At 43.9% G+C, this 13,140-nt stretch carries 13 protein-coding genes; 6 read left to right on the forward strand and 7 right to left on the reverse strand.

Translation table 11 applies throughout. The features are described from left to right. Nucleotides 1-67 precede the first annotated feature (67 nt). Nucleotides 68-1,417, reverse strand: coding sequence for a glycoside hydrolase family 28 protein (locus ACTQ16_RS08860; protein WP_441937054.1), 1,350 nt, complete (start codon nucleotides 1,415-1,417; stop codon nucleotides 68-70). A gap of 293 nt (nucleotides 1,418-1,710) precedes the next feature. On the opposite strand from ACTQ16_RS08860, the gene argR reads away from it, so the two are divergent. The 6 genes from argR (at nucleotide 1,711) to ACTQ16_RS08890 (ending at nucleotide 6,738) form a co-directional block, all read left to right on the forward strand. After that, the gene (gene argR, locus ACTQ16_RS08865) at nucleotides 1,711-2,199 is read left to right on the forward strand and encodes an arginine repressor (protein WP_153121964.1); all 489 of its coding nucleotides are present in this window, start codon (nucleotides 1,711-1,713) and stop codon (nucleotides 2,197-2,199) included. A gap of 32 nt (nucleotides 2,200-2,231) precedes the next feature. Then, nucleotides 2,232-2,837: a GNAT family N-acetyltransferase gene (locus ACTQ16_RS08870; protein WP_203041610.1), complete on the forward strand. Its 606-nt coding sequence runs from the start codon at nucleotides 2,232-2,234 to the stop codon at nucleotides 2,835-2,837. A 75-nt stretch (nucleotides 2,838-2,912) separates the two neighbouring features. Further along, nucleotides 2,913-4,115, forward strand: a complete 1,203-nt coding sequence (locus tag ACTQ16_RS08875; protein ID WP_089544441.1) for an argininosuccinate synthase — start codon at nucleotides 2,913-2,915, stop codon at nucleotides 4,113-4,115. A 1-nt stretch (nucleotide 4,116) separates the two neighbouring features. Then, on the forward strand, nucleotides 4,117-5,118 hold the full coding sequence (gene argC, locus ACTQ16_RS08880) for an N-acetyl-gamma-glutamyl-phosphate reductase (protein WP_118154055.1): 1,002 nt from the start codon (nucleotides 4,117-4,119) through the stop codon (nucleotides 5,116-5,118). A 109-nt stretch (nucleotides 5,119-5,227) separates the two neighbouring features. Then, complete coding sequence (locus tag ACTQ16_RS08885; RefSeq protein ID WP_287549069.1) at nucleotides 5,228-6,370, forward strand: aspartate aminotransferase family protein; 1,143 nt, start codon at nucleotides 5,228-5,230, stop codon at nucleotides 6,368-6,370. Between the two features lie 179 nt (nucleotides 6,371-6,549). After that, a complete protein-coding gene (locus ACTQ16_RS08890) occupies nucleotides 6,550-6,738 on the forward strand; it encodes a DUF1016 N-terminal domain-containing protein (protein ID WP_235391818.1) in 189 nt (62 codons plus the stop codon). A 349-nt stretch (nucleotides 6,739-7,087) separates the two neighbouring features. On the opposite strand, the gene ACTQ16_RS08895 is transcribed toward ACTQ16_RS08890, so the two are convergent. The 6 genes from ACTQ16_RS08895 to ACTQ16_RS08920 form a co-directional block, all read right to left on the reverse strand. Beyond that, nucleotides 7,088-7,531: a retroviral-like aspartic protease family protein gene (locus ACTQ16_RS08895; RefSeq protein ID WP_235391811.1), complete on the reverse strand. Its 444-nt coding sequence runs from the start codon at nucleotides 7,529-7,531 to the stop codon at nucleotides 7,088-7,090. 22 nt (nucleotides 7,532-7,553) lie between these two features. Further along, nucleotides 7,554-7,700 carry a hypothetical protein gene (locus ACTQ16_RS08900; protein WP_158556307.1) on the reverse strand — a complete coding sequence of 49 codons (147 nt, stop codon included), beginning with the start codon at nucleotides 7,698-7,700 and terminating at the stop codon, nucleotides 7,554-7,556. Nucleotides 7,701-7,858: 158 nt separating this feature from the next. Continuing rightward, complete coding sequence (locus tag ACTQ16_RS08905) at nucleotides 7,859-9,985, reverse strand: outer membrane beta-barrel family protein (protein ID WP_337946726.1); 2,127 nt, start codon at nucleotides 9,983-9,985, stop codon at nucleotides 7,859-7,861. Between the two features lie 977 nt (nucleotides 9,986-10,962). After that, nucleotides 10,963-11,172, reverse strand: a complete 210-nt coding sequence (locus tag ACTQ16_RS08910) for a HepT-like ribonuclease domain-containing protein (RefSeq protein ID WP_294970991.1) — start codon at nucleotides 11,170-11,172, stop codon at nucleotides 10,963-10,965. After that, entirely contained in the window at nucleotides 11,156-11,419 is a 264-nt protein-coding gene (locus ACTQ16_RS08915) for a nucleotidyltransferase family protein (RefSeq protein ID WP_246031356.1), read from the reverse strand. Before ACTQ16_RS08915 ends, ACTQ16_RS08910 begins: the two co-directional genes overlap by 17 nt. Before the next feature lie 101 nt (nucleotides 11,420-11,520). Further along, on the reverse strand, nucleotides 11,521-13,092 hold the full coding sequence (locus tag ACTQ16_RS08920; protein ID WP_441937057.1) for an AAA family ATPase: 1,572 nt from the start codon (nucleotides 13,090-13,092) through the stop codon (nucleotides 11,521-11,523). Nucleotides 13,093-13,140: the final 48 nt, after the last annotated feature.

A 13,140-nucleotide genomic window follows, 5' to 3' on the forward strand; every position in this document is an offset into this window, starting at 1 on the left:
AAAGGTAGTACTACCTTATTACACCTGTTTAAGATTTTAGTTTCAATTCTATTAAAAGATTGTTTTTCTAGTCATCTATACCGAAAGTTTTTCCTCCATAGTTTACTTTCGTTCCAACCTGCACTCTCAGATCATCAATCTCTACATCCCTGGCATTCTCCACATAGACTCCATATACCTTATTATATATAAAGCCCTCGCCACGACATGGACGCTTGTCATACACGCCGCCATCATAGCCTGTCAGTTTCTTCAAGTTGAGATGTACATTGTTGAGATAGATATTGTTTACCTTATCCGGAGTATCTCCGCCGATAAAGCATCCGTTTTCTGAAGTGGCATAAATATGATTGAAGTAGATATGACTCACCTCGCCACATCTTCCTACCGTCTGACCTTTAGGGAATCGCCAGTTGGCATCCTTGTGATTTCCATTGGCACGAGGGTAAGAAGTAACGTAAATAGATTCTGCCTTGCCCCACCATACATCGCTCCACAGCTGGCAATCCAGAATGATGTTAGAGAAAACCACATTGCTCACGGTTCCCTCGTCACGGTTCTGAATACCAAGACCACGGTTGCTACCCTTGATCACGCAATTGTCGATAACCACATTATAGATGGAATCCATATTCTCACTGCCAATCTTCACTGTACAGCTGCGGCTCTCCATCACACAATTCGTTACAACGATATCGTGGCAAGAACCATATTCTTCAAACTCACGGCGGTTTTTCAGGCAGATAGCATCATCGCCACTGGTAATATGACAGTTGGCAATGCGCACATTCTTGCTATGATCAATATCAATGCCATCACCATTACGGATCTTGAGATTGTTGAGCAGATTGATTCCATCAATCACTGCCCCATCGCAACCGATGAGATGCACCGTCCAGTAAGCACCTTCCCGAATGGTAATATCACGGATATTGAGATTCCTGACTCCCATCAGGGTAAGCACATGCGGACGGGGATCGAAAGTGGTGACCGGCTTGAGCTCATAACTATCAAAAAGTTCAGCCCCCATAAACTTGATACCATTGCCATGAATCGTACCATGCCCAGAGAACGAAAGATTCTCCACATCCTTCGCCCATATCCACATCATACCTTCACCCTCGTTCTTGCCGAAGGCGCTGAGATGATAGATACTCTCATCGGGGTTGGCTTTCCAGACGGAATTGGTTTCAAGAACGATGTTCACGTTTGATTTCAACTGTACGGGTCCTGAAAGGAATGTATGATTGGCGGAAAAGACCACATCTCCCCCTCCGGCATTCGTACAGGCATCCACAGCTTTCTGAATGGCGATTGCGTCATCACTGATTCCGTTACCTCGAGCACCGAAATCCATCACATTGAAACTACGACCATAGAGAATACAGGGTATGGCCAACAGAATCAATAAGTTCATAGTTATTTTATTTACCATAGGCTTAAAGATTAGTTGCTGCAAAAATAAACAAAAAAATTAAGAACAGCAAGTTTTAAGCAAGAAAAATGCAAAATATCTCAAAAATACGTTTTATTCCCTCCTCCTCAAAACCGCAAAATGCATAACATGCATATTTATTCTGCATATTTCATGCATAAATACAATAATAAACAACAAATTATCGTTAATTATGCAAATTTTATTCATATATTCTTGGCGTTTTCATATATTTATTGTAATTTTGCAACCGCAAACGTATAAAAATACATCACATGAAGGTAAAGAATAGCAGATTAGAAACATTAAAGATGCTTATCTCAAGCCAGGAGCTCAGTTCGCAGGAGCAACTCCTGCAAGCTCTTCACAAAGAAGGCTTCCAGATAACGCAAGCAACATTGAGTAGAGATTTGAAACTGCTCAAGGTTGCGAAAGCCGCTTCTTCCAGCGGTAAATATGCTTATGTCTTGCCAAACGACACCTTGTATAAGAGAGTTTCCCATCCTTCATCTGTTGCCAAGATGATGGTGAGTACAGGATTCCAGTCTGTCCACTTCTCTGGCAACATGGTTGTTATCAAAACAAGACCAGGCTACGCCAGCAGTATCGCCTACAACATAGATAACAGTGATATTCCTCAAATACTGGGAACCATCGCTGGTGATGATACGATATTCCTGGTAAAGAAAAAAGGAACTACCGAAGAAGAAGTAATCAATGCTTTGGCTGAAGTTATTCCTGACATTCATAAAGATAATAAATAAGAATACAAATACATTATAAATATATAGAGAAAATGGAAGAAGTAAAAGTAATGGTGGCTGACGAAAGTCACATCAAGTACATCGACACCATTCTGACTACAATCGCAGAAGCAGCAAAGAAACGTGGTTCAGGTATCGCCAAGCGTTCACCTGAATATGTGGCTACCAAGATGAGAGAGGCAAAGGCGGTTATCGCACTTCAGGGCGATAAGTTCGCAGGCTTCAGCTACATCGAGACTTGGGGCAACAAGCACTATGTCACCACATCAGGTTTGATCGTTCACCCAGACTTCCGTGGTATGGGACTGGCTAAACGCATCAAGAACCTGACCTTTACGCTCGCCCGACAGCGATGGCCTCATGCCAAGATTTTCTCTTTGACATCCGGTTCGGCTGTCATGAAGATGAACACCCAGCTGGGTTATCTTCCTGTTACCTTCGCCGACCTGACCGATGACGAGTCTTTCTGGCGTGGTTGCGAGGGTTGCATCAACGTAGATGTCCTCCATCGTACCAACCGCAAATACTGCATCTGCACCGCCATGCTCTTCGACCCAGAGGAGCATCTGCCTATCAAGCTTCCTCAGGAGGTGATTGAGAGAATCAGAAAGATTGACGGACCTTCTGCAGAAATTTAAATCCTTATATATGATTAAGGTGTTGGCAAGAATGCCATCTAAACATTATTCATCACATATTAAACATAAAATAAAATGGCAAATAAGAAAGTAGTAGTCGCTTTTAGCGGCGGTCTCGATACATCATACACTGTAATGAAGTTGACCCAGGATGGCTGGGATGTTTATGCAGCATGCGCTAACACAGGTGGTTTCTCTGCCGAGCAGTTGAAGACCAACGAGGAGAACGCATATAAGTTGGGTGCCAAGGCATACGTCACTCTCGACGTTACCCACGAGTATTACGAGAAATCATTGAAATACATGATTTTCGGTAATGTGCTCCGCAACAACTGCTACCCTATCTCTGTATCTTCTGAGCGTATCTTCCAGGCTATCGCCATCGCTCGTTACGCCAAGGAGATTGGTGCTGACGCCATCGCTCACGGAAGTACAGGTGCCGGCAACGACCAGATTCGTTTCGACATGACCTTCCTGGTAATGGCTCCTGGTGTAGAGATCATCACCTTGACCCGTGACAAGGCACTTTCCCGTAAGGAGGAGGTTGACTATCTGAACGAGCATGGTTTCTATGCAGACTTCACCAAATTGAAGTATTCTTATAACGTAGGTATCTGGGGAACCAGTATCTGCGGCGGTGAGATTCTCGACCCAACCCAGGGTCTCCCTGAGGAGGCTTATCTGAAGCACGTTACTGCCAAGGAAGAAGAGGCTGAACTGAAGATTACCTTCGAGAAGGGTGAGATTGTGGCTGTCAACGGCGAGAAGTTTGATGATAAGATTGCTGCCATCCAGAAGATTGAGGAGATTGGTGCATCTTACGCTATCGGTCGCGACTGCAACGTGGGTGATACCATCATCGGTATCAAGGGTCGTGTAGCTTTCGAGGCTGCAGCTCCTAAGCTCATCATCGAGGCTCACCGCCTGTTGGAGAAGAGCACATTGAGCAAGTGGCAGCAGTATTGGAAGGACCAGGTAGGCAACTGGTACGGAATGTTCCTCCACGAGAGCCAGTACCTGGAGCCTGTAATGCCGGATATCGAGGCAATGCTGACTTCTTCTCAGCGCAACGTAAACGGTACAGCTATCCTGAAGCTCCGTCCATACAGTTTCCAGACTGTAGGTATCGACTCACCAGACGATTTGACCAAGTCTAAGCTCGGTGAGTATGGTGAGATGCAGCACGGTTGGACAGCCGAGGATGCGAAGGGCTTCATCAAGGTAAGCTCTACCCCACTCCGTGTTTATTATGGTATGCACCCTAACGAGGAAAGATAATATGGTAAAAGTAGGTATTTTAGGAGCAGCTGGTTATACAGGAGGTGAGTTGATTCGCCTCCTTATCAACCATCCTGAGGCAGAGATTGTATTCGCCAATAGCGAGAGCAACGCCGGCAACCTGGTGGCTGAGGTTCACGAGGGATTGTATGGCGAGACTGATTTGAAGTTTACCGCCGAGATGCCTTTCGACCAGGTGGATGTCATCTTCTTCTGCTTCGGTCACGGCAAGAGCGAGGCGTTCCTGAAGGAGCACAATGTTCCGGAGAACGTGAAGATTATCGACCTGGCACAAGACTTCCGTCTTGCCCCTGAGACTGTGGTTGCTACCCAGCAGCCAACCCCAGCAGCTCACGATTTTGTATATGGTCTTCCAGAAATAAATGAATCAAAAATAGCCGTAGCTCAGCACGTGGCAAACCCAGGTTGTTTTGCAACTTGCATTCAACTTGGTTTGTTGCCTGCTGCTAAGATGGGCCTCATCAACAGCGATGTATCTGTTAACGCCATTACCGGTAGCACCGGTGCTGGTCAGAAGCCAGGCGCCACTACTCATTTCTCATGGCGCAACAACAACATGAGCATCTACAAGGCATTCAACCATCAGCATGTGCCAGAGATTCGTCAGAGTCTGAAGCAGACACAGGGTTATCTCGATGCAGCCATCGACTTCATCCCTTACCGTGGCGACTTCGCCCGCGGTATCTTCGCTACAGAAGTTGTGAAGACCGATAAGCCAATCGAGGAAATCGTAGCAGGTTACAAGGAGTTCTACAAGGATGCCAAGTTTACTCACTATGTGGATAAGGCAATCGACCTGAAGCAGGTGGTGAATACCAACAAGTGCCTGGTTCATGTGGATAAGTATGGCGATAAGCTCCTCATCACTTCCTGCATCGACAATCTTCTGAAGGGTGCCGTAGGTCAGGCTGTTCAGAATATGAACATCATGTTTGGTCTCGACCAGACTGCAGGTTTAAAGCTCAAGCCATCAGCATTTTAGATAAAAGAATACGGAAGAACGGATGAAAAATCATTCGTTCTTCTATCATAAAAAATAGTTTGTAATAAGATAACTCTATGAGTTGTCTTTCTTAAAACATAGATTTAACATGAAACTTTACGACGTATATCCTCTTTTCGATATTAATATTGTAAAAGGACAGGGCTGCAAGGTATGGGACGACAAGGGGCAGGAATATCTCGACCTCTATGGCGGTCATGCCGTTATCAGCATCGGTCATTGCCATCCTCACTATGTGGAGATGCTCACCAACCAGTTGAACAACCTGGGTTTCTATTCCAACTCTGTCATCAACAAGTTGCAGGTGAAACTCGCTGAGCGTCTGGGCAAGATAAGCGGTTATGAAGATTATCAGTTCTTCCTCATCAACTCAGGTGCCGAGGCGAATGAGAATGCCTTGAAGCTGGCTTCATTCACCAACGGAAGAACCCGCGTGCTTTCTATAGAGAAGGCTTTCCACGGCAGAACATCCCTTGCCGTAGAGGTAACAAATAATCCAAAGATCATCGCTCCTATCAATGATAATGGTCACGTAACCTATCTTCCTATCAACGATTTGGAGGCTTGGGAGAAGGAACTCGCCAAGGGCGATGTATGTGCTTGTATCATCGAAGCTATTCAGGGCGTAGGTGGCTGCAACATGGTAACTCCTGAGTTTGCTCAGGGCTTGCAGGCAGCCTGCAAGAAATACGGCACTTTCCTGATTTGCGATGAAATCCAGTGCGGTTATGGCAGAAGCGGTAAGTTCTTTGCTCACCAGTGGTTGGGCATCAAGCCAGATCTCATCACCGTAGCCAAGGGTATCGGCAATGGTTTTCCTATGGGTGGCGTGTTGATTTCTCCTGAGTTTACTCCTGTATATGGTCAGCTGGGTACTACCTTCGGTGGCAACCACCTGGCATGTACTGCCGCTCTCGCCGTTCTCGATGTATTCGAGAAGGAGAACCTGGTAGAGAATGCGCATGAGGTTGGCGAATATCTCATCGCCCAGTTGAAGGAGTTGCAGAAGCGCAACAGCCATATCACAGAGGTTCGTGGCCGTGGCTTGATGGTAGGTGCCGTACTCGACATTCCTCACAAGGAAGTTCGCAGCAAGCTCATCCACGAGCAGCACTGTTTCACCGGTTGCGCCGGCACCAACATCCTCCGTATCCTCCCTCCATTGGTATTGACCAAGGAGAATGTGGATGACTTCATCGGAAGATTGGAAACCGTATTGAAGGAAGTATAAAACCATTGAGATAAGGATATAAAGAAAACTCAACCCATAAAAGAAATAGGAATCACTCCTATCGTGAGCAGCAAGCCCTTTGCGGTTTGCTGCTTTTTTGTTTCACATTGGAATGGTGTATAAAAATACTTCATGAGCGCAAGATTGAAAGCGGGTATGGTGACAGCGTTGTAAGACGGTTGTCAGCAGACCTAAAAGAACGATACCCGAAGATGGGTGTCTCGCCACATCAACTTTGGAACATGATGAAATTTTATGAGCGTTACGCTGGGCATGATGAAAAAGTGCTACGGAGCGTAGCACTTTTGCCGTGGTCGCACAATCTGCTACTGTTGAGCAAGGGGCTGAATGATGAAGCTACGCTATAGAAGTGGAACTTGCACTTAAGATATGGGAAAACCTATCGGAGTGGCAGACTATCAGCTGATAGTACCGAAAGAGAAATTACAGAAAGTCCTTACTGATGAGATAAAAGCATTTAGTGAGGAAAAAGAAAAAAAGATTAATTGAGCAAGCAAATGTCAAAAGCAAATAATAGAGCGGCAGCCGATACATTTTTGGCTGTCGCTCTTGGCCTATGCCTTCCCCATAAAGATGACGGAGAGTGAATGCGTAGCGGAGCTGTTCAAGAGGTATGCGAAAATAGTGGAATAAAGAATTTGCAATATAAGCCAACAAGGGCATTTGCCGACAATATCAGCAAATGCCCTTGTGCTATTAAGGCTCCAAGACTATCTTTCCTTTCGATGGATAACGATAACTAAAACATATTTTTCCTTGATTATTGCTAACAACGAAATCTCCCTGAGCTATAATATCCATTCCCACAACAAGGTCATAGTCTCCAATGTCACTACAAAGTGCCTTTACATTCTTGAAAACAATGTCATTCGCCAAATAAAGACTTATCTCATAAACCAAGGACTTGACTATTCCACCAACACCCTCTACAAGACTTTCTTCCAACGGAACTAGCTCTAACGCATCAACCACTTGTGAAGAAATAAGGGTATTGGTTGCACCTGTATCCCAAACCATAGATGAAACCTGCGTATATTTTAACTGCCCACTTTTAGTAATCTCATCTATGCTCGGCATAATAATACTATCAGTCTGGATGACATTAACCAAACTATCATACTCCCTGTTCAATACAGCCATAAGCTTATAACCTTAACTTATATCAAACTTTTACCGCATTGACAGTCACAACCCTTGCCACATAGCCATTAGGCAAAGATGGCATATCAACTACCTCATTTACAGGATGCTCCTTAAGAAACTCCTCCCAGGTAGTATGAACTACTTTTAATTTATTGTTCTCTTTCATATCTTAAATATAAAAACATTAACTTTAAACGACTTTCACGCTGCAAATATACGCCTTTTATTTTTTATCTCCAAACATTCCTGCCTAAAAGTGCAAGCCTACCTCAAAAAATATAATCTTAAATGGCTTTACTTTCAAATAAAAGTAATAAAAGATATTTATAGTCGATTCAGCTCTGCATTACCGGCACCAGTTCCCTTGTACTTGCTACGTGTGGTATTGAACTTATAGCGAAGGGTGAGTTGCAGGTCTCTCGTACCTCGCTTAGATACTTGCAAGAGTTCCATCTTCTGGTTATAGAGCAAGTCGGCATCCCAACATTTGTAAAGCAGGTCGTTGCCTTTTATTTCCAAGGTAAGGGCATCCTTTAGGAATGACTTACTGATGCTGACATCCAGTACATGCTGCTCTTTGGCAAGATATACATTCATCGTGTTACCCTTGCTCTGATAGCGATAATCCACGTTAAGGATGATGCCGCATGGCAAGGAGAAGGCATTATTGAAGTTGCCCATGAAGATAGGACGATTCAAGCGATAAGATGCCACATCAGTATGGAGGGTGAACCAGGGTTTCTGCATGCCCAAGTTGATTTGTGGCGCCCAAATGCCTATCTTTGGAGCGGCACTGATGTAGGCGGTCATGCTCTTGAGACTCTTCACGTTCTTACGACTTATCATGGTAATAGCTTCGTCCTCAGGAATTTGCTCTGCCCAATAGATGATGGCATTGCGAGAGTCCTTGTAGTTGACCATAAACTGGATGAACTTCCATACACCCGATAATTCCACTCTGTGATTGGTTTCGTTGTCGAGATAAGGATTACCAGTCTGGCGAGTAAATCGATTCATATAAGATACATTGTTGCTCAGTTGACTATATGAAGGACGAGAGGTCTTTACCGAATAGCTCAACTGTGCCATTACCTTACCTATCTTCGCACCATAGCTGATGGTAGGAAAGAGGTTACGGAAGGAGCGACTCTGCTCGGGCTGATAGATGCCTGCATCATAATACTTGAATCTTACATACTCGTATCGCAACCCTGCCGTGATGTTTCCTATCGGGGTGAGGCGCGCATATTGGATGAATGGACTTGCCGTCTGCTCCTCCAACTTGCTATAAGAGTTGGCGAGGAGGTCGGTGCGATTCACTTCGTAGTCATCGTTACGATGAGTATTGATATACTCAGCTCCATAAGAGAGATTACCGCCTAAGAGAGGAGAGGTAATTACGAGTTTGGTAGCTACCATCTTGTTGCTCACACGATTCTTGGAGTTGATGTTACGAGAATCGTGCTCCTGGCTCTGTTCATCGCTATAGGCATAAGCCCTGTTTGTACTGAAATAGAGGTCGGTATTCAGATCAATAGTGGTCTTGCCCAATGTGCCGTTGTAGTAGGCATTCAATTGATGGCTAGGGCTGTCCTTGTCGACCGTCAGACCATCGGTTTTGATATAGTCGTAAAACTTACCGTCGGCAGTCACCTGACTATCGAAAAAATCTTTTGAGCGAGAATAGCCTGGCGAGGTCAAGGTGTATCTCGCACCAATGGAATGATTGGCATTGAAATCATAGCTAAAACCACTGATAAGACGATGCGATTCTATACGACCTGTTACTTCGTTGTTGTTATGCTGTTGCCAAAGCGTATCTACATGTACAGTCTGATTGTAGGAGGCCTTTTGCATCCATGTTGCATCAGAGAACTTATAAGTGGCAAAGAGATTCAGTCCATTATGGCGATAGTTCATGTTAACCTGTTGGATGGTATTGTCATGCTTATTGTACCAATACACAGAGCGAGTATCAAAGCCGAAGCCTTCGCCTTTCTTCTTGATGGTTTTGATTTTGATTACCGCATTTACCGAAGCATCGTAGGCGGCTCCTGGATTTTGGATGACTTCCACACTCTTGATGTCGGAAGATTTGATGTTATCCAACTCACTGATGTCTTGCATCTTCCTGCCGTTGATATATATAATAGGTGTACCCTTGCCGACCACCTCATATCCATCTTTCTTCTTCACGATACTCGGCACATGCTTCAATACATCTTCTGCCGTACCCATCTTGCCAAGCACGGTTCCTGCCACGTTGGTCAGCAGTCCTTCGTGGGTCTTCTTATATTGAGGAAGATGAGCTTTCACCACCACTTCGCCAAGTTCTTTGGAGAACTTATCAAATAGGGTCGTGTCGGAAATCTGTTCGCCGTTGATGTTCTGTGCCATCATCTGTGTTATGGCAATGCCACTGAAGAATGCTACTAATGCAAGTCTTTTCATTGTCTTATTATTCTTTATGTTGTTACTATTCTTATTTGTTGCAAAATAGCAAGGCAACGGCTATGCCAAAAACATAAGCGACTGATTATCAGAATATATAGAAAAAGGCCATAAGATGATCTGTCTAAATACTTGACACTGCAGTCTAGTTATTAGACAGAAAAGCCATCAAAAAGGTTGCGATGCGACATCATCTCCTTCATATACTCATGGTATTATTATTGTATTCTTGCTGCAAAAGACTGAAAAACAATGAAATAGCAAAATCTATTACATTTTTATGAGGGACTTTTTAGAAGATTAACACACTTTTATGAGGGACTTTTCGAGCTATCCATACACTTTTATGAGGGACTTTCTACTTTTTTGTAGCAGTTTCCCAAAAATGAACTGTAAACAAACATAAAACCAAGACAACAACAGACAACAAACTGGATTTCAATAGAGAACTGCGATTATGCCGAGATACTGCGACATGCTGTCGCAGTAATTGAACATGCCAGGACAGAAATAGCCCGACATATCGATTTTTATGCAGGGCATAATGAGAAAGTGCAACGGAGCGTAGCACTTTTGCCGTAGTCGCACAATCTGCTGCTGTTGAGAAAGGGATAGAAGTGGAATTTTCACTTGAAAATATGGGAAAACCTATCGGAGTGGCGGATATGGTAAAGAGGTATGCGGATATGGTAAAGTAGAAGCTATGTAAAAGAAGGATCGCAAGTTCAACATAGAACTGTAATTTTCTGGTAGATGAGAATAAATAATCTAATACCAGAAAACACCGAGGGGTTTGGGGGCGAGAAGCCCCCATCAGTTTAAATTCAAAATACAATGGACTAGACGAAAGAATGCCATGGAGTTGCAAACCGCCTTGCATCTCATAAAAGAAGGAATTGTCTTCGAGAAGGAGAACGCTCAGACTGAGGCATTCCATCATTGATATAATGGTTGGTTATGATTGCTGAACAGATTCGTCATTCCCCACAATAATGTTCCCAATCTATCTCGTTCAGGTATTTCTCCACTTGAGCCTTGATTTCGGGAATATTCTCTTTTGCTGTTGCCCAAAGAATACGAGGTAACACCTGCGAATAACCATGCACCAAAACATGGCGCATACCTTCCACCTGTTTCCAAGGAATCTCCGGGTGACTTGCATTGAATTCCCTAACTAGCTCTCTCATATACCAAGATTTTATCTCGTTCCACACTCTCCTGAGCATACGGACGCAAAGAGCCATCAACAACCAAGTCAACTTCACGACCTAGCAGTTGCTTCAAATCCTCATACATTCCTCCATGAGTAAGCAAAGTAAACGAACCATGCTCAAAATCGGGGACAAAGAGAATATCTATATCGCTCTGAGCCTTTTCTTCACCACGAGCAAAAGACCCAAAGATCCATGCCTTCAACACAGGTTTCCTAGACATATAGTCATGGATTATACGTATAATTTGATATCTATCCATATTTACCTCCTCATATTTAAATAGTAATAAGAAGATGTTTAACCCATTCATCACAAGCAGTATTATGCCAATGCCTCCACTTTCCAGTCATCGATACTTCGACGGTCTTCCGAGAAGTTGATACCCACCTTGTATTTCTTTCTGCTGTCATCGGCGAAGGCTGCGAGATAGTCCTTGCTGTCGATTTGCTCCATCGCTGCCTCAGCATCCTTTTTATATTTAAGTTCCAATACATAGATGCTGCGCTTGGTTTTCAGCACCATGTCGATTCTGCCATCAGATGTAGGCATCTCTGGAGTAACATCACATCCGAGGATTAACAATATGGTGTAGAGCACGGCTTGGTAATGGCGTTCGTTGTTGTTGACCAATGTATATGGGAACTTCTTGTAGAAAGTCTGGAGATGAGGGAGGAATGCCTCCATATTGTCCTCGGCACTCAGGATGAAGTTCTTTGCCCATGCCATGTAGATAGCATCACGGTCGCCCATGCCGTCTGGGGCATAATAGCGGAAGAGGCTGTTGGAGAAGCCCTTGCGCACCTCTTCATTAGGGAAGGCAAGCTTGTATAATTTCGCCAAACGATTGTATGACTTGATTGTGAGATAGCCGCTTTGGTATAATACCGGCACAGGGTCAACAATCTTCTCTGTTGGAGTATCGAAGCGGTCGGAGGTTGTCCAAATGTCGTCCAACTGGAGCATATCAACATTTTTCTCTTGAAGCAGTTCTATCAGGAAGGTAGGAGTACCCGTAGAGAACCAATAGCTATCAAACTCATGGGTCTCTAAGCAATTGAACATGCTGTAAGGATTATACATATCGGCACCTTTCCCACTAAAGTGGTAGCCATCGTAATTATATCTCAGCTCAGCTAAGGCCTCCTCATAGTTCATATCATTGGCCTGCGCCAATTCCTCTATGTCATCGTGGAAATTTTCCAAGAGTTCTTCCTTGCTGATGCCACAGATAGAACTGTACTTATCCCACATGCTGATATTCGTGATATTGTTCAGTTCGCTGAAGATACTCAACTGGCTAAACTTGGAGATTCCTGTTAAAAAGACAAAATGAAGATTGTCCTCTTCTGACTTCAAAGGACTGAAGAAGTTGCGCATGATGTCACGTATCTTGTCCTGCAAGTCCTTGTCTTTCATAGAGTCGTGCATCGGCGCATCATATTCATCGATGAGCACAACCACATTCCTGTCGGTCTTTTGCTTGGCGGCATTGATGATGCGAATCAATCGGACATTAAAAGCCTCGGTACTAACAGAAGTTATTTGGTATAAATCCTCGTATGTTTCAAGAATCTTATCAAGAGTTTCTATCAGGCTTTCCATATTATAATATTTCCCCTTGCTAAGATCAAGATGGATAACGGGGTGTTTCTCCCAATCTTTTTCCAAAGCTTCCAGCTTTAGTCCTTTGAATAGCTCTTTCTTTCCTTCGAAGTATGCTTGTAGGGTTGTGACAAGGAGTGACTTTCCGAATCGTCGAGGACGACTCAGAAAGCAATATTTCTTCTCATGCACCAACTCATAGATTAAGTCGGTCTTATCTACATATACATAATTTCCCTCTATGATATTCTTGAAAGTCTGTATTCCGAGAGGATATCTTCTACCTTTCATAAGCTATTCCCTTTAATTATGGTGGCAAAGTTAAGGTATTTTTCTTGA

Origin of the sequence: Prevotella sp. LCP21S3_D2 (assembly GCF_052118345.1) — a bacterium.
In the GTDB taxonomy this organism is placed as follows: domain Bacteria; phylum Bacteroidota; class Bacteroidia; order Bacteroidales; family Bacteroidaceae; genus Prevotella.

Coding starts and splice junctions, on each gene's coding strand:
- ACTQ16_RS08860 (WP_441937054.1), bottom strand. CDS start 1,417: ATGAACTTATTGATTCTGTTGGCCATACCCTGTATTCTCTATGGTCGT.
- argR (WP_153121964.1), top strand. CDS start 1,711: ATGAAGGTAAAGAATAGCAGATTAGAAACATTAAAGATGCTTATCTCA.
- ACTQ16_RS08870 (WP_203041610.1), top strand. CDS start 2,232: ATGGAAGAAGTAAAAGTAATGGTGGCTGACGAAAGTCACATCAAGTAC.
- ACTQ16_RS08875 (WP_089544441.1), top strand. CDS start 2,913: ATGGCAAATAAGAAAGTAGTAGTCGCTTTTAGCGGCGGTCTCGATACA.
- argC (WP_118154055.1), top strand. CDS start 4,117: ATGGTAAAAGTAGGTATTTTAGGAGCAGCTGGTTATACAGGAGGTGAG.
- ACTQ16_RS08885 (WP_287549069.1), top strand. CDS start 5,228: ATGAAACTTTACGACGTATATCCTCTTTTCGATATTAATATTGTAAAA.
- ACTQ16_RS08895 (WP_235391811.1), bottom strand. CDS start 7,531: ATGGCTGTATTGAACAGGGAGTATGATAGTTTGGTTAATGTCATCCAG.
- ACTQ16_RS08900 (WP_158556307.1), bottom strand. CDS start 7,700: ATGAAAGAGAACAATAAATTAAAAGTAGTTCATACTACCTGGGAGGAG.
- ACTQ16_RS08905 (WP_337946726.1), bottom strand. CDS start 9,985: ATGAAAAGACTTGCATTAGTAGCATTCTTCAGTGGCATTGCCATAACA.
- ACTQ16_RS08910 (WP_294970991.1), bottom strand. CDS start 11,172: ATGAGAGAGCTAGTTAGGGAATTCAATGCAAGTCACCCGGAGATTCCT.
- ACTQ16_RS08915 (WP_246031356.1), bottom strand. CDS start 11,419: ATGTCTAGGAAACCTGTGTTGAAGGCATGGATCTTTGGGTCTTTTGCT.
- ACTQ16_RS08920 (WP_441937057.1), bottom strand. CDS start 13,092: ATGAAAGGTAGAAGATATCCTCTCGGAATACAGACTTTCAAGAATATC.